Here is a 20,426-nt window from a genome sequence, read left to right as displayed (position 1 = left end):
GCATAGTGGTGCTAAGATGGCCATTCTCAGTCCTCGGCGAGTGGTGGGTTTGTTTGGCGATAGATCTGATCGCTCAAACAGGACTGAGTTCCCTTCCTGTGATCTACTATTTGGAACAGTTATTTAGATGCAAAAGAACACAAATTACCGCGGCCTGATTATTCTGCGGAAAAATGCAGATGCATAAAGAGGACTTAATGGTGCAACAAGAGCTGCTGGAAGCGATCAATCAAGTCATGCCTTTTGGCAAGTATGCCGGACGAAAATTACTGGAGCTGCCTGAGCCATACTTAGTGTGGTTTCATCGTGAGGGTTTTCCTGCTGGTAAATTGGGGCAACAGCTGGCATTAGTTTACGAAGTCAAACTCAATGGTTTGGAAGCGATGCTGCGTCCGTTGTTGAAATAGCAGCGTGCAATAAAAGTGTGACCCCTATTAGTGATTTATGATGTAAGCCGTGCTTTAATAACAAGTAGTTTTATTGACAACAGGAATTGATTCACATGGTAAAACTGGCAAAAATTCTGGCAGCTGCCGCTATGGTCCTCGGTATTTCTGTATCCGCATGGGCAATGGGTAAAGTACATGAAGGCACTGTGCTGGACACAATGGATAGCGGTGGCTATACCTATGTTCAGGTAAAAGAAGGTGATAATACCTTCTGGGCAGCCGGTCCACAGGTAAAAGTGGATAAAGGCGATAAAGTGCAAGTCGTTGAACAGATGTGGATGACTAACTTTACCAGCAAGACACTGAAGCGTACTTTTGACAAGCTGATGTTTGTAGGCGAAATTGCCAAAAAATAATGCGCTTGAGTAAAAAATTCCAACACACCCGGCAATAATGCTTCCACGATTGTCGGGTGTTTTTTTATCTGGAATATACCGCCGCCTTGATACTTTGCGGAATATTGAGGGACATACCGTGAAATGACTGGGGATGCCGATTAATCAACTGTCACTTATGGTTTCGTGCGGCTATTCGTTTTGGGAAATAACTGAATAACATAATTTCATACTGCTGTAGGTTGCGCCTACCCCAAGATGCAACAGATAATACAGCAGCACTATATAACATCAAGAAAGCAGACGACCCCGGTTTTTATTTTCTTGAACTAGATCATCTTTTTCACCAGTAAAGCCTAGAGTCTCTTTTTCTATACACCGTAGGTTATAGGAAAAGTCCCTTTCTCTTACTCAAATGTAGTGCTTAACGCAGCATTGACCCTGTTTGGTCAGACAAACGTTTTTCGCTGCTCTGTATAGACGGATTAAGCCGTAACTACCGACGGAACCCTGTTTCTGCCGCACGACTGCCGACAGAGCGTTTGCCTGATGTATGCAGGCAGATGCGAGGTCGTATCAGGATATGCAGGAGTTCCTATGGATTCAAATCATACAGATGATTCCCGTCGCCGTTTTATGAAAGGTGCGATGTGGGTTATCTCCGCTTCAGCCCTTGGCAGCGGCGTAATGCTGTCAGCAAATGCCAGCACAGCACCCGAACTGTCGCAATATAAGCCGGTTTTTTTCAACGAAGCAGAGTGGCATTTTGTGTTGGCCGCTTGTGATCGGTTGATCCCCGCCGACGATAACGGCCCCGGGGCATTACAGGCCAATGTTCCGCTCTTCATTGATCGGCAGTTACAAGGCGATTTTGGTCAGGCGAAAGACTGGTATATGAAAGGGCCATTTCTGGAAGCCCCGGCTGAACTGGGATACCAATCACCGCTAACTCCTGCGCAAACCTATCAGAAGGGCATTGCAGCAACGGATGCCTACTGCCAGAAAACATTCGGTAAAGTCTTTGCTGATTTATCAGCGGAACAACAGGATGCATTGTTAACGCAACTGCAATCAGGACAGGTAGCGCTTACCGATGTGAGTGCGAAACAGTTCTTTGATTTTCTGTTGCAGAACACCAAAGAAGGTTATTTCGCTGATCCTATTCATGGCGGTAACAAAGATATGGCCGCATGGAAAATGATTGGTTTCCCTGGTGCCCGCGCATCATACCTAGAATGGGTAGATTTGCACAATGTCCCTTATCCAATGGGGCCTGTCAGTATCAATGGCGATAGGGGGTAATCATGTCTCGGCAAGAACAACCAGTAGATGTTGTGTTAGTAGGGCTGGGCTGGACCAATGCCATTATGGGCATAGAGTTAGCTCAAGAAGGTTTGAATGTGCTGGCGCTTGAGCGCGGTGAAGATCGCGATACCGTGCCAGATTTTGCTTACCCCAAAATGGCTGATGAGTTGACCTATGGGGTTCGTTACAAGCTGATGGCGAAACCTGCTAAAAGTACCATTACAGTGCGCCATAGTTTGGTGGAAACTGCCTTACCCTATCGACATTTAGGCTCTTTCCTACCTGGTGATGGCGTGGGCGGTGCGGGTACTCACTGGAACGGTCATACCTGGCGCCCCATGCCAGAAGAGTTGCATTTGCGTAGTTATGTTGAGGATACCTTCGGCAAAAATATTATTCCAAAGGACATGACTATTCAGGATTATGGTGTCAGCTATGAAGAGCTGGAACCACACTTTGATTTCTTTGACAAAGTACTAGGGGTGTCTGGAAAAGCCGGTAACATCAACGGCAAAATCCAGGAAGGTGGTAATCCGTTTGAGGGGCCTCGTAGTAGCGAATACCCGTTGCCACCACTGAAACGTACACTAAACGATACCATGTTTTCTGACGCCGCTAAGGCGCAAGGACTGCATCCTTTCCCGTTGCCGTCATCCAATGCGTCGGAAGCTTATACCAATCCTTATGGTATGCAGTTAGGCCCATGTAATTTCTGTGGTTTCTGTGAAAGATATGGTTGTATTAATTACTCGAAAGCCTCCCCGCAAACCTCTATTCTGGGGGCGTTAAAGCAACATAAGAATTTTGCTTACCGCACCGGATGTGAAGTCATCAAGGTCAATCTGAGTGATGATAAGAAGACTGCCACCGGGGTTACCTATATAGATGGCAATGGTGAGGAAGTATTTCAACCGGCCAAGTTAGTGGTGGTCGGTACCTTTGCCTACAACAATGTCCGCTTACTATTGCTGTCTGGCATCGGCCAGCCTTATGATCCGGTTTCCAACACAGGTACTGTCGGACGCAACTACGCTTATCAGATGATGGGTGGTGCAACACTGTTCTTTAAGGACAAAGTGTTTAACCCATTCATTGGTGCTGGTAGCAATGCCACTACCGTTGATGACTTTGCCATCAACCAGATTGATTTTGCCAAAGAAGGCTTTATTGGTGGCTCCTATTTGTTAGCAGCTCAAACCAATGGACAGCCTATTCACAGTCTGCCATTACCTCCAGGAACGCCAAGCTGGGGTGCCGGCTGGAAAAAAGCCGCCAAAGATTACTACGGCCATTCCATGAGTATTAGCTCTCATGGTTCCAATATGTCTTACCGTGATTGTTATTTGAGTTTAGATCCCAACTACAAAGACGATCATGGCTTGCCGTTACTGCGCTTAACCTTTGACTGGAAAGAAAATGATCTGCGTATGACCCAGTTTATGAAACACAAAGTGACAGCGTTGGCAAAGGGACTTAACCCCGATTTTCTGAAGGTATCATTTAAAGACATCGGGACTCACTACGATGTCCGTCCATATCAGACCACTCATAATGTAGGCGGTGCGATTATGGGCACCGATCCTAAAACCAGTGTGCTCAATCGTTATCAGCAAAGTTGGGATGTCCATAACGTCTTTGTGCTGGGATCAAGTTCATTTCCGCAGAACCTGCAGTACAACCCGACCATGCTGGTTGGTGCCTTGGCGTACTGGTCAGCCAAAGCAATTAAAGAGCAATACCTGAAACATCCAGGTCCATTGGTACAAGCGTGAGGAGCAGCAGATGAAACGCAATCTGATTATGATGCTGTTGCCGTTGGCCCTGTTCGCGACAACTGCAGCACAAGCTTTTGATAAAGCAACCATCGAAAAAGGCGAGTATCTTTCCCGCGCAGGGGACTGTATTGCTTGCCACTCTATCCCAAATGGCGCGCCATTTGCGGGTGGTCTGGCAATTGACAGCCCGTTTGGCAAAATTTATTCCACCAATATTACCCCGAGTAAAACTGCTGGAATTGGCAACTACACGTTGGCGCAATTTGATGCGGCGTTGAGACATGGTAAACGTGCGGATGGCAGCAATTTGTATCCGGCAATGCCTTATCCAGATTATGCCATATTGACTGCGGATGACGTTAAAGCTCTGTACGCTTATTTTATGGAAGGTGTGGCCGCTGTTGATCAACAAGCGCCGACAACCGCATTAAGTTTTCCATTTAATCAGCGTTGGGGGATTAGTTTTTGGAACTGGATGTTTGCTAACGATAAAGCCTATCAACCGCAACCTTCTAAGTCCGATAACTTCAATCGTGGCGCCTATCTGGTACAAGGTTTAGGTCACTGTGGTAGTTGCCATACTCCTCGCGGCATAGCCTTCCAGGAAAAAAGCTATGATGAGTCTGATGCTAGTTTCCTGAGTGGCGGTAAAGTGGGGATTTGGCAAGCTCCTAGCCTCAGAGGCGGTGATAAAGGCGCTTTGGCAAACTGGAGTAAAGCCGAAATTATCGACTATCTTGCCAATGGCCGTAATAACACCACTGCCGTTGCTGGTGAAATGACCTCAGTGATTACTCATAGTATGAGTTATTTGACTCAGGAGGATCTAGCCGCAATTGCCGATTATCTGAAATCGCTGCCAGGAGATGGTAAGGCTCTAGCCATGACAGCGGCAGCGACCAAGAAAACCAGCGATGAACTCAACAGCGCTAAAGTAGGCATTAACTCTGGGGCGCGGTTGTATCTTGATAACTGTAGTGCTTGTCATTTTACTGAAGGGCAGGGGGCTGCACGGGTATTTCCGAAATTGGATGGCAATGCACTGGTTAATGATGAAGACCCCAGTGGTTTAATTCATGTGGTGTTAGCCGGGGCGCGTTTACCTTCGACCAAAGGAGCTCCAGAAGCGTTGGCTATGCCTGCTTTTGGTTGGCGGCTGAATGATGATGAAGTGGCGCAGTTACTGACGTTTGTACGCCATGCCTGGAATAATCAGGCAGCAGCTGTGACAGCGGAAGAGGTTGCCAAAGTACGGCAAACTATTCCTCAATCGGTTATGAATGCTACTCGTCCATAAAAAGATCCTCCGCTAGAAAGCCACCTAAATGGTGGCTTTCTTTATGGTGGCAGTGCATTCCGATGCTGATGCTGAAAACTGCTTGCGTTTATGGGGTGTAGCAGCAAAAATCAACGCGTTTACCACCTTTATTGAGGTTTGCGCTGAATGGCGACAACCCTGGTTCTCTATTCTCATGCACACCATCGGCATTTAGCCGCAGAAGTCTCGCAAGTCTATCATCAGGCCGTACAAGCTCTCGCTGGGGGCTTTTATTCCGCCGCCCAGTGTCATGCTTGGTCGCGTGCGCCTCGTTCAGATAAATATTGGCAATTGCGTTTACGCCATAGTACGGCGTGGCTGGCGTTAGATAGTGGTGGCCGATGCATTGGCTTTGTGCAGGTTGAACGTCAGTATGGTGAGTTGGGTTACATCAGCTGTTTATATGTACTACCGGCATGGCAGCGCCGAGGAGTAGCGGCACAGCTGATCACGGTAGTAAAACAATGGGCGCAACAACAGGCGTTTCCACGACTCAGCACCCATGCGTCGATGCAATCTAAGACGGTGTTTGAGCGCCAAGGGTTTCGCAGTCACCATCGTTGTTATCAGGAAAAATCTGGCCAGCAACTCACCAGCTTTCTAATGTACTGCCCAATAACTGCAAGTAACATAAGTATGCCGGAGCAGTAAGACCTCATCATTGTGTCGTCAGGTACCGGATATTTTGGTGCTCACTGATGTTTGCCACTTGCGCCGTGTTTGGGCTTCATGATGATGGACGCTGTGGACCAAAGATGCCGTGCTAACCCGTCTAACCCGTGAGCACAATGCAAAAAAATCCCCCGCATTTAACGGGGGATTGATATCGAAGTAACAATGCCATAGCTGTTTTTCATCGTTACCGCTATGGCGCTGTTATTGGCTTACGGCAGGTCGAATACCAGCGCTTCAACGTTATCGCTAGCCTGTAGCGACAGTAATTGTTCATCAGTGACACTGACGCCATCGCCTACATTGAGCTGGGTGCCATTCAGTGTTAGCTCGCCCTTAATCAGTTGCAAGTACAGTGTGCGGCTGTTGGTCAGTGGCAATGTCAGCTGTTCAGCATCTGCTAGTTGCAGACGATATACGGTGGCATCCTGTTTTATCCGCAGTGTGCCGTCTCTACCATCTGGGGTAATCACAGCGGTGAGCGCTTCAGTCTGTTCAAAGGCTTTCTGCTGATATTCTGGTTGGCCGCCGGTGGTTGCCGGCTGGATCCAGATTTGCAAAAAGTGCAGTGGCTCAGTTGCTGAAGGATTGTACTCACTGTGATAAATGCCACTGCCGGCAGACATCAACTGAAATTCTCCTGCGGGCAGATCTTTCACATGGCCGTAGCTGTCCTTGTGGGCAATAGTGCCAGAGATAACATAACTGATGATCTCCATATCCCGGTGCCCGTGCGTCGCAAATCCTTGCCCAGGTATTACTCTGTCATCGTTAATCACCCGCAGGGCGGATACGCCCATATAACGTGGGTCATAGTAGTTACCAAATGAAAAGGTATGACGGCTCTGGAGCCAGCCAAAATCGGCTTGGCCACGTTCAGATGCTTTTCTTACGTTGATCATCAGAGGTTCCTCCAGGTTAAACTTTACGCGCGATAATGTTATCCAACGATACTTTGCCCGCACCCGATATCACCAGTGAGACGGCGATAGCGGCCAGTGTCAGCGCATATTCGTAACCGTTATTGGCCATAAACAAGCCATTGTGAATATGTACCGTAAACAGTGCGACCAACATGGTGAATGCAACTACTGCGGCTGCCGGACGTAATAACAGACCCAATAACAGCAACAGACCACCAAAGAATTCGCCTGAGCCGGCCAGCAATGCCATCAGGTATCCTGGGGTCAGTCCAATGGATGCCATCCATTGACCAGTTCCTTCCAACCCGTAACCACCAAACATGCCAAACAGTTTTTGACTACCATGGGCCATCAGCGTTAAGCCAACGGGAACGCGCATAATCAGTGGAGCGTAACCAGCATTGTTGTTAACGAGCTTTGCGATAAGTTTTTTCATGATGCTTTCCTCAGTAAATTTGAATCCTGTTTACGTCAGGATTTGGGGAACTCCCCGTCGTTGAAAGCAAGTTTAGTCAGCACAGTGGCACTTGAAAATCGGAACATTTTGAAGTTAAATTTCAAAAAATTTGAATATTGGAAATTTTATGCACCCTGCAATCAATCTTGACGCGCTTAAGGTATTGGATGCCATCGATAAAAAGGGCAGTTTCGCGGCGGCAGCCGAGTCGCTTTTTCGGGTGCCATCGGCGTTAACTTATACGGTACAAAAGTTGGAGCAGGATCTCGGCAGCAGATTATTTGAACGTAAGGGCACCCGTGCGCAACTGACGGCAGTGGGTCAATTAGTGCTGACGCAGGGGCGGGAAATTTTGGCTGCCACGGCCAGGCTGGAAGATGCCGTGCGGCAACTCGAGACTGGCTGGGAAACCAGTATTGCGTTGGCTCTGGACAGTATTTTGCCGGATGAACCCTTGATGAAGACGGTGGCGGCGTTCACGGATCTTGGTAAGCAGGTTACTATCAGTCTTTCCAAAGAGGTGCTGGGTGGCGGTTGGGACGCACTCTATTCTGGACGTGCCGATATTGCTATTGGGGTTTCCGGTGAGTTACCGCGAGGACAATATGAACTATGCCCTTTGGGTGAAGTGGCGTTTGTGTTTGCGGTCGCACCACAACATCCTTTGGCGCAACACAGTGCAGAGATCCCTGCTGAAGCCTTGCTACAATTCCCGTCAATTGTCGTTTCCGACAGCTCGCAGTCATTATTGCAGCGCTCCAGTGGTATTTTCGCCAGTCGCCAGCAGATCCGCGTTTCATCCATGACCGATAAGGTGCGTCTGCAACAGCAGGGAACCGGAGTAGGCTTCTTACCCTTACACCTGATCCGCCAGCAACTAGAGGATGGAACCTTGGTCGTACGTAACGTAGCGTTACCCAGGCCACCTTTGCCTATGTATATGGCCTGGCGCAAAGGCGAAAGTGGTAAAGCGCTCAGCTGGTTTGTGCAACATTTACAGCAACAAACTTGGTTAACTGGCTGAGCTACTTAACGTTTACCGTCAGCCATTTCCGCTAGGTGGCTGGTATAGTACACCGTAGGTGGTAATTGGGGATCAAATGTAGGTGATTGCTGTAACAGCTGAATAAACGCACTCGGCAAGGTGACTTCCGGCAATGCTTGCTGCCAGCGTGCCTCTAGTAGTGCATCGTAGCCTTCTTTGCCGCTGGCGGTATAGCTGGTAGATACGCCCACATAAAAGTCATCTCGTTGCAGCGGTTGCCAGCCGCCGAGTGGGTTTAGTAGTTCCAATCGGAACAATCGTTGTCCAAGGGCCAGTCGGCCATCATAGAAATAGCGTAATCCGTAGGTATAGGGAAAACTGCCCGCGCCGGTGCCGATGACACTGTTGTTGGTGGCGGCATTGATGGCGGATTCCAAGACGCGAAACAATGCGTCGCCAGCAATTTCGTATTTGACCAGCGGTAATTCGAACGGCAGCAATCTTCCCATCACATCGGCCAGCGTGATCTGCCCTTGGACCAGCGATTGGCGCACGCCACCAGCATTATGCAAGGCAAAATTCACTCGTGGGTCTTGGGTTTTCGCCGCCAAAAACATACTCTGACTGACCCATGGTGCAATTTCACTGCCGTGAGGCAAGCTGCGACTTGGCAGGCGCGTGTGCAGTAAGGTTTTTGGCAAAAATGCCAGAACTTGCTGTTCCATGTTGCTGATAGCGGGCCGAAATTCAGTATCGATTACCTGATTTATCTGCGCATCCTGCTCATCCCACAAAATGCCAGTGTGACTCGCTAGGCGCTCTTGTGCTTCCCTATAATCGTGTTCGGAAGCCGTGGTTTCGCCGCTTAACATAAAGTGGCGATCCAGCATAAAATGGCTAGAACCTTGGATCTGCGTTACCCGACCTTGTTCATCAAACTCAATATCTGCAATGCCCAGCGTTTCAGCATGCTTGCCAGCATGGATAATCGGAATTCCGTTTACTGCTGTTGCATAGGGCATGCACGGAAGCCCTAAGTCAGCAAAATCACCCATCAGCGTATGAGTGTGTCCACCGATAATCAGACTGATATCCGCAATTTCCGCCGCAAGTTGTTTATCCTGCTCTATGCCAAGGTGGCTCAGTAATAGGATATGGTCAACGCCATGCCGCTTCAGATGCTGAACCGTGGCTTTGGTGGTGGCGATGGCGTCAAGGAACTCAGTATCTGGATCCGGCCTTGCCACTTTTTTCATTTGATCGAGGGTGATGCCGATAATCGCCAGCTGACGACCATAAAACTCCCGTAACAGATAGCGACCAATACCCGCTTGTTCATTCCAGGCGTAGAGATTTTCCAGCCCTCGGAAACTGCCACTTTTCTTCGCCACTTCATGGCTAATGTCCATATTGGCCGCCATCACCGGAAACGAGACGGTGCGGATAAAATCTGCCAATACCACATTGCCATCATCAATATCATGATTACCAATCGTCATAGCATCCGGCTGCAGTAATTCCAGCAGTCGCGCGTTGGCTCGACCATTAAATTTGCTGTAAAACAGTGTGCCGTGAAAGCTGTCACCTGCATGCAGAAACAGCATCTGCCGCTGCTGTTCTTGAGCTTGTTGTCGCAGTTTCGCCACTTGTGCAGCAATACGGCTGTAGCCACCACTGTGACAGGCGAGGGTAAACTGTCCATGCTGCAGTTGTACTTTGAACTGCACCAGACTGGGATCAAAATGGGAGTGGGTATCGTTGATATGTGCGAGCGTTAAACGGTAAGTCATAACATCCTCTGAAACCAAACAGAGATTGTACACCTGACGTCTGACAGCACAAGGGCCGTTTTGGTGACCCCTTACACTGGATTGTACAAGCAAGAGTTAATCACTGATGCGGAGATTCTGGCGCTGCATTGTCTTCAGACAAGCGAATACCTTTGTCCTGCATCCGTTTTTCCCACAATTGGCGTGCCAACTGCTGCATATCAATGGCCGGGTCGTTGAGATCAACTATTTCTAATCCCAACAGCGACTCAATAATATCTTCCAGCGACACTAATCCGCGTGTACTGCCATATTCGTCAACGACCATAGCGATTTGGGTGTTACGTTTTATCATGAGCTCAAACAGCGGCAGGATCCGCGCCGAATCTGGCACCACCAGCAGTTGACGCTTGATATCACCTATCGGCCCTTGCGGAGTATAACGCTCCGCTAATAGGACATCGGTACGGTTGATGTAACCTATGATATTGTCGTGATCATCCTGATATACCGGAATACGCGTGAAGGGTTTATACAGATGTTCGCGCACGAATTCTTGTTGGCTCATTGATGCAGGTAGGGTAAACATCACGGTTCGCGGTGTCATAATTGCACTTGCTGGCATATCGCGGGCCTTCATCATTTGCGTCAGGATCTTACTTTCCTGACGGTTCAATTCTCCAGATTCCACTCCAATTTTAGCCATCGCACTGATTTCCTGACGGATATATTGGCCGGAGTCACCTTTGCCAAAAAGTTTAGTGACCTTATTAGAGGCCCAGATCAGTGGCAGACATAGCCGCTCCATCCACAGCAGCATCAACGATACCGTGGGGGCCAGACTACGCCAGTAGTTAGCCCCAAGGGTTTTTGGAATAATCTCGGAAAAAAACAGAATGAGGAACGTCAGAACACCGGAAAACACTCCTAACATCTCATCACCGAACAGATGTGCCGCTTGAGCGCCTGCTACCGCAGCGCCAACGGTGTGGGCAATGGTATTGAGGGTTAAAATCGCAACCAGTGGCGACTCCACCTGCTGCTTTTGTTGTTCAAGCCGTTTTGCTGCCTGAGGTGCCGAATTTCGCAGGTTTGCGATATAGCTTGGGGTAACAGACAACAGCACCGCTTCAAAGACGCTGCACAGAAACGAGATGCTGATAGCAACCAACACCGTAATGACTAAAGCAAACATAGAATAGGGAACCAGTTCTCCCTAGGAGACATAATTAGAAGACATAAGTTAACCATAGTTAACTTTAACAGAACTTAATTGTGTTGCTATCTATTGGGGTTGTAATAGTGTTGGTTATTTGGTGCAGTCTCTGGCTAAAATCAACGGTGATCTGTATAATTCGCCGCCCTGTTGCGGGTTTTGCTGTGAGGTAAATCAAATGGACGAAAAAAAGATCAATTTGCTGGATCTTGATCGTAAAGCGATGCGTGCGTTATTCGCCGAATTGGGTGAAAAGCCATTCCGCGCCGATCAGGTCATGCAGTGGATATACCACTACGGCATTGATGATTTCGAACAGATGAGCAATATCAACAAGCACCTGCGCGCCAAACTGAGCGCTAAATGTGAAATTGTGGCGCCACAGATTTCTGGTTACCAGAAATCTGCCGATGGCACCATCAAGTTTGCTATCAATGTGGGTGAAGGGCAGGAAGTGGAAACGGTGTATATCCCAGAAGATGACCGGGCGACGCTATGTGTGTCATCACAGGTCGGCTGTGCCTTGGAATGTACCTTTTGTTCGACTGCTCAACAGGGCTTCAACCGCAATCTCACCGTTGGCGAAATTGTTGGGCAAATTTGGCGTGTCTCGCGTTTTCTTGGGCTTAAGTATGAAACGGGTGATCGACCCATCTCCAATATTGTGATGATGGGTATGGGCGAACCTTTACTCAATATGGCTAACCTAGTGCCTGCACTGGATATTATGCTAGACGATTTTGGCTTTGGATTGTCCAAACGGCGGGTCACCGTTTCAACGTCTGGGGTAGTACCGGCGCTGGACAAACTCGGTGATGTGTTAGATGTGGCATTGGCGGTCAGCATTCACGCGCCAAACGATGAGTTGCGAAACGAATTGGTGCCTATCAACAAGAAATATCCATTAAAAGAGTTTCTGGCGGGCATTAGCCGTTACATTGGTAAATCCAACGCCAACCGGGGCCGCGTAACCGTTGAGTACGTGATGTTGGATCATATCAATGACAGCACGGAACAGGCCCATGAACTTGCCGAACTGATGAAAGATACTCCCTGTAAGGTTAACCTGATCCCGTTCAACCCTTATCCTGGTTCGCCTTATGGCCGTTCTTCAAATTCACGCATTGATCGGTTTGCCAAAGTATTAATGGAGTATGGATTGACCGTTATTGTCCGTAAAACCCGCGGCGATGACATTGATGCGGCTTGTGGCCAGTTAGCCGGTGACATTCGTGACCGTACTAAGCGTTTGACAAAAAAACGCATGCAACAAAACCAAATATCGGTCACAATGAGTTAACGTATTGTTTGTCAACATCAAAGGGTTTGCCAATGAAGCATGGAGTGTGGGGTTTGGCGATGCTGGCAGCCATGTGCACTTCGCTGCCTGGATGTGTGACGGAAAAGACCTATGCGGGTACCGATATTCCGGTGGTTGAACACAAATTTGATAGAAACGCGGCGGCCTTAGAGCGCATACAACTCGGACTCACTTATCTTAAGAATGGCAATAGTGAGCAAGCAAAATTCAATTTAGATAAAGCCATGGGGTATGCCCCTGAATTGGAAGAGGTTAATGTCGCCATGGCTTATTACTATCAGACCGTTGGTGAGACACAGAAAGCTGAGGACACTTACGAACGGGCCGTCAATTCCAGTAACGCTACCGGCGATGCTGCCAATAACTTTGGGGTATTTCTGTGTCAGAATGGTAAGTACGCCAAATCAGAAAAAATGTTTCTCCGTGCTATCGGCAATCCTAAATACACTCGTACCGCTTCAACATACGAAAACCTTGGTCTTTGTCAGCATAAAGCGGGGGAGTTAGAAAAAGCGAGACAGTATTTTGAGATGGCGTTAAAGTATGAGCCAACCAGACAGGTGTCGCTACTGGAACTGATGGAAATAGCACTGGAACAACAGGATTTTCAGGCTGCAAAGCTGCAACTTGAGCGTTATCATAAAGTTGCTGTCGATTCGGCTCTCAGTTTAGCGCTAGCAATAAAAATTGAGCATGGGTTGAACAATATTGAAGCCGCCAAACGATATGGCGTGCTGCTATTGGCTAAATTTCCCAGTTCCCCCCAAGCAAAAGAATACCGGGCAAGTATGCACTGATGACAGATATTAATGACGATGTCAGCAAGGATGATGACAAACACGCGACCGAGCACGAGGAAACGCTCGGCACAATATTGCGACATGCACGCGAGAACAAAGGACTCAGTCAGCAGGACGTTGCTGCGAGGTTGCACCTGCGGGCATCCATTGTAGCGGATATTGAAAACGACGAATTTTGCAATATAGCATCTAGCACCTATGTGCGTGGGTATGTCCGCAACTATGCGCGATTTCTGGAAGTTGACTCCCAATGTATCGAGGCTTGCTTATCGCGACAGGTGCCAGTTATTACCGCCCCGGTGATGCAGAGTTTTTCCCGTAAGACAACCCAGAAAAATCGTGATAATTGGTTGATGATCGTAACGTATCTGATCGTCATTGTGTCACTAGCATTATTGGTGCTGTGGTGGTTACAGAAACCTGCCGATGTCACTGGGACTTTCTCTAAACCAACGGTGGAAGAGCTGCAACCAGAGTCAGACTTGGCTGCAACAACTGCTGACCAGCAAGCGGCGACAGTGAATGCTAGTGATAGTAATGGTCCCAAAGCGGAAGATACCCCGATAGAAAATCCTGGTATGACAGTTGCGAGTAATGACGCTGGCGTTCAGGATAACGGCGTTCAGGCACCAGTGACCGGAACCTCAGTAACGCTAACAGCAGAAGCTGACACACCAACGGATGAACTTTCACCACCCGCCGCCCAAGTTACGCCAACCGATACTACTAATAGTGATACAACCGTCCCCGACACAGCTCTAAATGCGAAACTGGATATTGTCTTACAAGGGGATTGTTGGATTAAGGCTACCGATGCCGATGGTAATACGCTGGTGGATGGCCTTAAATCTGCGGGCAAGAGCATTGCTGTTAGTGGTAAAGCACCTATCAGTCTAGTACTGGGAGCCCCGCAAAGCGTCAGCCTTAGCTTTAATGGGATGGCGGTTGACCTTGCCCGTTTTCCTGTTGGTCGGGTTGCCCGACTGACTCTCCCGCAAGCCTGAAATACCCAAGAATTTATGCTGGTCGTAATTCGGTCAGATTAAGAGACAGAGCAGAATACGATGTACACTGAATCGCCTATCAAACGCCGCCCGTCAACTCGTATCTATGTTGGAAAAGTGCCTATTGGTGATGGTGCCCCTATCGCCGTGCAGTCGATGACCAACACCCGCACTACGGATGTTGACGCTACACTCAAGCAAATTCATGCCCTTGAACGTGTTGGGGCCGATATTGTGCGCGTTTCGGTGCCGACCATGGATGCAGCTGAAGCGTTCAAGTTAATCAAACAGCAGACCAATGTACCCTTGGTGGCCGATATTCATTTTGATTACCGGATTGCGCTGAAGGTTGCGGAATATGGCGCCGATTGTCTGCGAATTAATCCAGGGAATATCGGCAATGAGGAACGTATCCGCCAAGTAGTGGAGACCGCCCGCGATAAAAATATCCCAATTCGTATCGGCGTCAACGGCGGTAGTCTTGAAAAAGAACTGATGGACAAATATGGTGAGCCGACGCCAGAAGCTTTGGTGGAATCGGCAATGCGCCATGTCGACATTCTCGATCGGCTCAATTTCGATCAATTCAAAGTGTCAGTGAAAGCTTCTGATGTTTTTCTCGCGGTGGCTTCCTATCGATTGCTGGCGCAGCAGATTAAACAACCGCTGCATCTTGGGATCACCGAAGCCGGTGGCGCCCGTTCAGGCGCAGTGAAATCTGCCGTTGGTTTGGGGATGCTGCTGGCGGAAGGCATCGGTGACACTATTCGTGTATCGCTGGCCGCAGATCCCGTAGAAGAGATCAAAGTGGGTTTTGATATCCTCAAATCTTTACGTATTCGTTCCCGCGGTATTAATTTTATTGCCTGTCCTTCCTGCTCTCGCCAAGAATTTGATGTGATTAATACGGTGAATGCACTTGAGCAGCGTCTGGAAGATGTCACCACAGCAATGGATGTGTCTATTATTGGCTGTGTGGTTAACGGGCCCGGTGAAGCCTTAGTGTCTGATCTCGGTCTCGCTGGCGGTCACAATAAGAGTGGCTTGTACGAGGATGGCGTGCGGCAGAAAGAACGCCTTGACAATACAGATCTGGTCGATGCCTTGGAAGCTAGAATTCGCGCTAAAGCAGCGATGCTCGCCCAACGCATTAATGTCAAAGCAGAGGAATAATTCTGCAGTGTGAGCCACGCGTCATCCGGCGGTTTGGCGATCATCGCTGAACCGCTTATAATGCTGGCATTTTTAACTTTCCGGCCTGGAACAAACGAGTCTAACAGTGGCAAAACAGATCCAAGCGATTCGCGGCATGAATGATATTCTGCCCGACCAGAGTCCCGTGTGGCAAAAGGTTGAGGCGGTATTACGCGCTTCAGTAGCGTCATTCGGTTACAGTGAAATCCGTACTCCCATCGTGGAAAATACCGACCTCTTTAAACGTTCTATCGGGGAAGTTACCGATATTGTCGAGAAAGAGATGTATACCTTTGCCGATCGTAATGGTGACAGTCTGACGCTACGACCGGAAGGTACCGCTTCAACGGTTCGCGCCGGGAATGAGCATGGTTTGCTGTACAATCAGGAACAGCGGCTGTGGTACATCGGCCCAATGTTCCGGCATGAGCGTCCACAGAAAGGGCGTTATCGGCAGTTCCACCAGTTTGGTGTTGAAGTTTACGGCATCGCCAGCGCTGAGATCGACGCTGAAGTGTTGATGCTGTCAGCATCGCTGTGGGACAAGCTGGGCATGCGCGAGCATGTAACACTGGAATTGAACACTCTTGGTGACAATCAGGAACGCATTGCTTACCGCGAAGCGCTGGTGGCCTTTCTGGAACAGCATAAAGAGGTGTTGGATGAAGACAGTCAGCGCCGCATGTACAGCAACCCACTGAGAGTACTGGACAGCAAAGATCCTGAAGTGCAAGCACTATTGGCTGATGCGCCAGTGCTGATGGACTATCTCGGTGAAGACTCCAAGGCACATTTTTCACGCTTATGTGAACTACTGCAAGCCGTTGGTATCCAATACAGGGTTAATCCTCGATTGGTGCGTGGTCTCGACTACTACAATCGCACCGTGTTTGAATGGGTGACCGATAGTCTAGGCGCGCAGGGCACGGTTCTGGCTGGTGGTCGTTATGATGGTCTAGTCGGACAGTTGGGTGGTAAAGATACCCCCGCTGTCGGGTTCGCCATGGGGCTTGAGCGTATCGTGCTGTTGTTGGAAACCTTGGGACTTACTGCCGATGTGCCATCGGCGGTAGATGTCTATGTCACGGCAACCAGCGATGAATGTGTTGCAGAAGCGATTAAAGTCGCACAAGCGCTGCGTCAGGCTTTGCCGACATTGCGAGTGATGAGTCACTGTGGTGGTGGTAATTTTAAAAAACAGATCAAACGCGCTGATAAGAGCGGCGCAACCTATGCGTTGATTATCGGTGAAACTGAATTGGCAGATAATAAGGTAGCGGTCAAACCTTTGCGTGACGACAGTGAGCAAGTACTGATCGCACGCAGTGCTTTGGCAACCTATCTGGCGGAACAACTCAAAAAATAATAAGGGGAAGTGCGGGTGGAAATTTACAGCACAGAAGAACAACAGGTCGAAGCGATCAAAACGTTTTGGAAAGACTATGGCTCTTCGATATTAGCTGGCGCCGTCATCGGTCTGGGCGCGCTGTATGGCTGGAATTACTATTCTGGTTATCAGGTTAAGAAAGCCGAAGCAGCCTCCGAAGCATTTAACGTTGCCTTATCTCAGAGCAAAGATGAAACCAGCACCTTGGCGGCGGCTGCCGAATTCGATAAAGCACATTCCCAACCGGGCTATGCTGCCTTGATGCAACTGATCGTGGCTAAAACGGCTGCAGAAGCTGGCGACCTTGATAAAGCCTCAGCGGCATTGCAACAAGTCATTGCCGATAAGCCTACAGCATCAGTGGCGGCTATTGCTAACCTGCGATTAGCGCGGGTTCAGGCTGAACAAGGGCAACTCGATGCCGCATTAGCGACATTGGACAAAGTATCTGATGCCGCATTTGCGGCAGAAAAAGCTGAACTGGAAGGTGACTTCTATGTTCGCAAAGGTGATGCCGCAAAGGCCAGAATGGCTTATCAGGCGGCTATTGAAAAAGGCGGTGCGGCTTCCAGCCCAGCGTTACAGATGAAACTTGACAATCTTAACCAGGCATAAGGAACCACCGGATGAAGTCATGGTGTAAAACGCTTGTCGCCTGTGGTTTGGTCGTGGGAACGTTAGCTGGGTGTGCTTCCAGTGATGTAGATGAAGCACCTGTTAGCCCATTACCGGATATCACGCCGTCGGTGGAACCTTCAATTGTCTGGGATGACTCAGTTGGTGACGGCGTAGGTGACTACTATTCCAAGCTGCATCCTGCGGTGCGTTACGGTAAAATTTTTGCCGCATCACGCGATGGCAAAGTCGCTGCATTCGATGAAAAGAGTGGCGACGAGGTATGGAAAGTCGATTTTAACGAGCTGTTTGGTGATGGACCGCTGAAGGAAACTAACGGCGCCCGCTTGGCTGCCGGGGTGACGGTTGCACAAAACAAGGTTTTTGTTGGTGGCGAGAGCGGATTACTGGTGGCGTTGGACGTCGAGACCGGTAAACCGTTGTGGCATACCATGGCTAGTGGTGAATTGCTCTCGGCTCCCACTGTGGCTGAAGACACCGTGGTTGTAAACAGTTCTACCGGCGCGTTGGATGCTTTCAACATTGATACTGGTGCCAAACTCTGGAGCTATGAGTCAGCGTTGCCGAACTTGACGTTGCGCGGAACCGGATCTGCAGCCTATGCTGAAGGTGGTTTTTTCGTTGGAACTGCCGACGGTAAAGTGGCGGTGGTCATTAAAAGCAATGGTCAGCCCGCTTGGGAACAGCCGATATATGTCCCTAAAGGCGGCAACGAATTCAGCCGTATGGCGGATGTCGATATGACGCCGGTGTTGTTGGGTGAAAATATATACGCGGTTAGCTATAACGGTAATCTTGCCAGCCTAGAAATGCGCAGTGGTCGAGTGGTATGGTCACGTAAATATTCCAGTTTTGATGAACTGGCTGCTGGTGGTTTACATCTTTACCTAGTCGATGATCACAGTAATATCTATGCGGTGGATCGGCGCAACGGTCTGGAAGTATGGAATAATAGCCAACTGGCAAACCGTCAACTGACATCACCAGCCGTATATCGCGGTTATGTGGTGGTCGGCGACTTTGAAGGCTATCTGCACTTTATCGATCGCGAAACAGGTACAATTGTCGGCCGTATTAAAGTCGATGGCTCTGGACTATTCAGTCAACCTCAAGTGGTTGATGATAAAATTTATGTGCAGACCCGTTCCGGAGAGATAGCTGCCATTTCACTGCCATAAAGCGTATAATGGTCGCTAGCGAAGCCTCCGGGAGTCAACCCGGGGGCTTTTTGTTGTTTAAGAATTCAAGAGGAAAAGCATGATTCCTGTCGTGGCCCTGGTGGGGCGACCCAATGTAGGTAAATCGACTCTGTTCAACCGGCTTACCCGCACCCGTGACGCATTGGTAGCGGATTTTCCGGGCCTGACCAGGGACCGTAAATATGGCCGAGCCTTTCTTTCTGGACACGAATTTATTGTGGTGGATACCGGCGGTATTGACGGTAGCGAAGAAGGTATTGAAACAAAAATGGCGGAACAGTCGCTAGCGGCGATTGCCGAAGCTGACGTTGTGCTGTTTATGACTGATGCGCGTGCCGGTTTGACCGCTGCCGATGAAGCGATTGCCCAATATTTGCGTTCACGGGAAAAGATGACCTTCCTGGTGGCAAACAAGATTGACGGTATTGACGGCGACTCGGCAGTTGCCGAATTCTGGGCGCTGGGCCTAGGGGAAATCCACCAGATTGCTGCGGCACAAGGGCGTGGTGTCTCCAGTCTGATCGAAAATGCATTGGCACCATTTGCCAGAGCAATGGCAGAGGATGATGAATTCGCTGAAGATGGCGAAGAAAGTCATAAACCATTACGCGAGTATACCGAAGAAGAAGCGGAAGCCGAGCAGGCGCGCCTGCAGGAATTACCCATTAAGCTGGCGATTATCGGCAAGCCTAATGTGGGTAAGTCAACATTGACCAATCGTATCCTCGGTGAAGAGCGTGTGGTGGTTTATGACCAGCCCGGCACCACTCGCGACTCAATTTATATCCCGATGGAGCGCGATGGCCGTGAATATGTGCTGATCGATACTGCCGGAGTTCGTCGCCGCGCCAAGGTGCATGATGTCGTTGAAAAATTCTCGGTGATCAAGACCCTTAAAGCTGTCGAAGATGCTAACGTGGTGTTGCTGGTGATCGACGCCCGAGAAGGAATTGCGGAGCAGGACTTGGGGCTGTTGGGCTTTGCCATCAACGCTGGTCGAGCCTTAGTGATTGCCGTGAATAAATGGGATGGTATCGATACCGATATTAAAGAGCGCGTGAAAACAGAGCTTGATCGCCGCTTAGGTTTTATCGATTTTGCCCGTATTCACTTTATTTCAGCCTTGCATGGCACTGGTGTTGGTCATCTGTTTGAGTCGATTGAAGAAGCTTATGAAAGTGCCACTCGTAGGGTGGGAACATCAATGCTCACCAAAATCATGCAGATGGCACAAGATGACCATCAGCCGCCATTGGTGAATGGCCGCCGCGTGAAATTGAAATACGCCCACGCAGGCGGGTATAACCCACCGATTATTGTGATCCATGGTAATCAGGTATCCAGACTGCCGGATTCATACAAACGCTACATGATGAACTATTATCGCCGTACGTTGAATATTGTGGGAACACCGATCCAACTGCGCTTCCAGGAAGGCGCCAACCCGTTTGAAGGAAAAACGGAGAAGCTAACGCTGAGTCAAGAGCGGCGGCGCAAGCGGATGATGGCGCATATTAAAAACCGCCAATAGCTGATGGAAAAGCCGGGAATTAAGCCTAACGCCACTCGCTTAAGAGCGAGTGGCGTTCTTATCTCTAGAGCGTGAAGGATATTTCGCCGCTTTTTTCAATACAGCTCTTGGGTAAGGCTGTCTTTTCCTTTTCTCTGGCAGAATTAGCCG

19 protein-coding genes are annotated in these 20,426 nt (G+C 49.1%); 15 read left to right on the top strand and 4 right to left on the bottom strand.

From position 1 onward, the window contains the following. Nucleotides 1–197 precede the first annotated feature (197 nt). The 6 genes from IE064_RS17415 (at nt 198) to IE064_RS17390 (ending at nt 5,833) form a co-directional block, all read left to right on the top strand. Nucleotides 198–407, top strand: a complete 210-nt coding sequence (locus IE064_RS17415) for a DUF3820 family protein (RefSeq protein ID WP_189618952.1) — start codon at nt 198–200, stop codon at nt 405–407. Between the two features lie 95 nt (nt 408–502). Next, the gene (locus IE064_RS17410; RefSeq protein ID WP_133039930.1) at nt 503–805 is read left to right on the top strand and encodes an NrfJ; all 303 of its coding nucleotides are present in this window, start codon (nt 503–505) and stop codon (nt 803–805) included. A gap of 576 nt (nt 806–1,381) precedes the next feature. Beyond that, nucleotides 1,382–2,086 carry a gluconate 2-dehydrogenase subunit 3 family protein gene (locus IE064_RS17405; protein ID WP_189618951.1) on the top strand — a complete coding sequence of 235 codons (705 nt, stop codon included), beginning with the start codon at nt 1,382–1,384 and terminating at the stop codon, nt 2,084–2,086. Between the two features lie 2 nt (nt 2,087–2,088). Beyond that, entirely contained in the window at nt 2,089–3,861 is a 1,773-nt protein-coding gene (locus tag IE064_RS17400; protein ID WP_189618950.1) for a GMC family oxidoreductase, read from the top strand. Between the two features lie 10 nt (nt 3,862–3,871). Then, nucleotides 3,872–5,161, top strand: a complete 1,290-nt coding sequence (locus IE064_RS17395; protein ID WP_189618949.1) for a c-type cytochrome — start codon at nt 3,872–3,874, stop codon at nt 5,159–5,161. 147 nt (nt 5,162–5,308) lie between these two features. Then, nucleotides 5,309–5,833: a GNAT family N-acetyltransferase gene (locus IE064_RS17390; RefSeq protein ID WP_189618948.1), complete on the top strand. Its 525-nt coding sequence runs from the start codon at nt 5,309–5,311 to the stop codon at nt 5,831–5,833. Between the two features lie 233 nt (nt 5,834–6,066). Here IE064_RS17390 and IE064_RS17385 read toward each other — a convergent pair whose 3' ends face one another. Beyond that, nucleotides 6,067–6,756 carry a pirin family protein gene (locus IE064_RS17385; protein WP_189618947.1) on the bottom strand — a complete coding sequence of 230 codons (690 nt, stop codon included), beginning with the start codon at nt 6,754–6,756 and terminating at the stop codon, nt 6,067–6,069. A gap of 16 nt (nt 6,757–6,772) precedes the next feature. Next, on the bottom strand, nt 6,773–7,213 hold the full coding sequence (locus tag IE064_RS17380) for a DoxX family protein (RefSeq protein ID WP_133039925.1): 441 nt from the start codon (nt 7,211–7,213) through the stop codon (nt 6,773–6,775). A gap of 148 nt (nt 7,214–7,361) precedes the next feature. Here IE064_RS17380 and IE064_RS17375 point away from each other — a divergent pair, with 148 nt between their 5' ends. Continuing rightward, nucleotides 7,362–8,258, top strand: a complete 897-nt coding sequence (locus tag IE064_RS17375; protein WP_189618946.1) for a LysR family transcriptional regulator — start codon at nt 7,362–7,364, stop codon at nt 8,256–8,258. 5 nt (nt 8,259–8,263) lie between these two features. On the opposite strand, the gene IE064_RS17370 is transcribed toward IE064_RS17375, so the two are convergent. Both IE064_RS17370 and IE064_RS17365 read right to left on the bottom strand, forming a co-directional pair. After that, nucleotides 8,264–10,009 carry a bifunctional metallophosphatase/5'-nucleotidase gene (locus IE064_RS17370; protein ID WP_189618945.1) on the bottom strand — a complete coding sequence of 582 codons (1,746 nt, stop codon included), beginning with the start codon at nt 10,007–10,009 and terminating at the stop codon, nt 8,264–8,266. Nucleotides 10,010–10,109: 100 nt separating this feature from the next. Continuing rightward, nucleotides 10,110–11,183 (bottom strand): CNNM domain-containing protein, encoded by a 1,074-nt coding sequence (locus IE064_RS17365; protein WP_189618944.1) that lies wholly within the window; start codon nt 11,181–11,183, stop codon nt 10,110–10,112. 199 nt (nt 11,184–11,382) lie between these two features. Between IE064_RS17365 and rlmN the strand changes: the two genes are divergently transcribed. From rlmN to der, 8 genes are all read left to right on the top strand, one after another. Then, nucleotides 11,383–12,504, top strand: coding sequence for a dual-specificity RNA methyltransferase RlmN (gene rlmN, locus IE064_RS17360; protein WP_189618943.1), 1,122 nt, complete (start codon nt 11,383–11,385; stop codon nt 12,502–12,504). Nucleotides 12,505–12,536: 32 nt separating this feature from the next. Further along, a complete protein-coding gene (pilW, locus tag IE064_RS17355) occupies nt 12,537–13,322 on the top strand; it encodes a type IV pilus biogenesis/stability protein PilW (protein WP_189618942.1) in 786 nt (261 codons plus the stop codon). Next, the gene (gene rodZ / locus IE064_RS17350) at nt 13,322–14,329 is read left to right on the top strand and encodes a cytoskeleton protein RodZ (protein ID WP_189618941.1); all 1,008 of its coding nucleotides are present in this window, start codon (nt 13,322–13,324) and stop codon (nt 14,327–14,329) included. The genes pilW and rodZ overlap by 1 nt, the downstream gene beginning before the upstream one ends. Before the next feature lie 60 nt (nt 14,330–14,389). Continuing rightward, nucleotides 14,390–15,502: a flavodoxin-dependent (E)-4-hydroxy-3-methylbut-2-enyl-diphosphate synthase gene (gene ispG, locus IE064_RS17345; RefSeq protein ID WP_189618940.1), complete on the top strand. Its 1,113-nt coding sequence runs from the start codon at nt 14,390–14,392 to the stop codon at nt 15,500–15,502. A gap of 106 nt (nt 15,503–15,608) precedes the next feature. Continuing rightward, nucleotides 15,609–16,889, top strand: coding sequence for a histidine--tRNA ligase (gene hisS / locus IE064_RS17340; RefSeq protein ID WP_189618939.1), 1,281 nt, complete (start codon nt 15,609–15,611; stop codon nt 16,887–16,889). A gap of 15 nt (nt 16,890–16,904) precedes the next feature. Next, nucleotides 16,905–17,525 (top strand): YfgM family protein, encoded by a 621-nt coding sequence (locus IE064_RS17335; protein ID WP_189618938.1) that lies wholly within the window; start codon nt 16,905–16,907, stop codon nt 17,523–17,525. Nucleotides 17,526–17,536: 11 nt separating this feature from the next. Then, nucleotides 17,537–18,724 (top strand): outer membrane protein assembly factor BamB, encoded by a 1,188-nt coding sequence (gene bamB / locus IE064_RS17330; protein ID WP_189618937.1) that lies wholly within the window; start codon nt 17,537–17,539, stop codon nt 18,722–18,724. A 79-nt stretch (nt 18,725–18,803) separates the two neighbouring features. Further along, nucleotides 18,804–20,276: a ribosome biogenesis GTPase Der gene (gene der, locus IE064_RS17325; protein WP_133039915.1), complete on the top strand. Its 1,473-nt coding sequence runs from the start codon at nt 18,804–18,806 to the stop codon at nt 20,274–20,276. The last annotated feature ends 150 nt before the right edge of the window (nt 20,277–20,426 follow it).

It is taken from the genome of Shewanella fodinae (genome assembly GCF_014651955.1).
In the GTDB taxonomy this organism is placed as follows: Bacteria; Pseudomonadota; Gammaproteobacteria; order Enterobacterales; family Shewanellaceae; genus Shewanella; species Shewanella fodinae.
The sequence above is the reverse complement of the archived record's forward strand: the minus strand, read 5'-3'. Positions and strand labels throughout refer to the sequence as shown.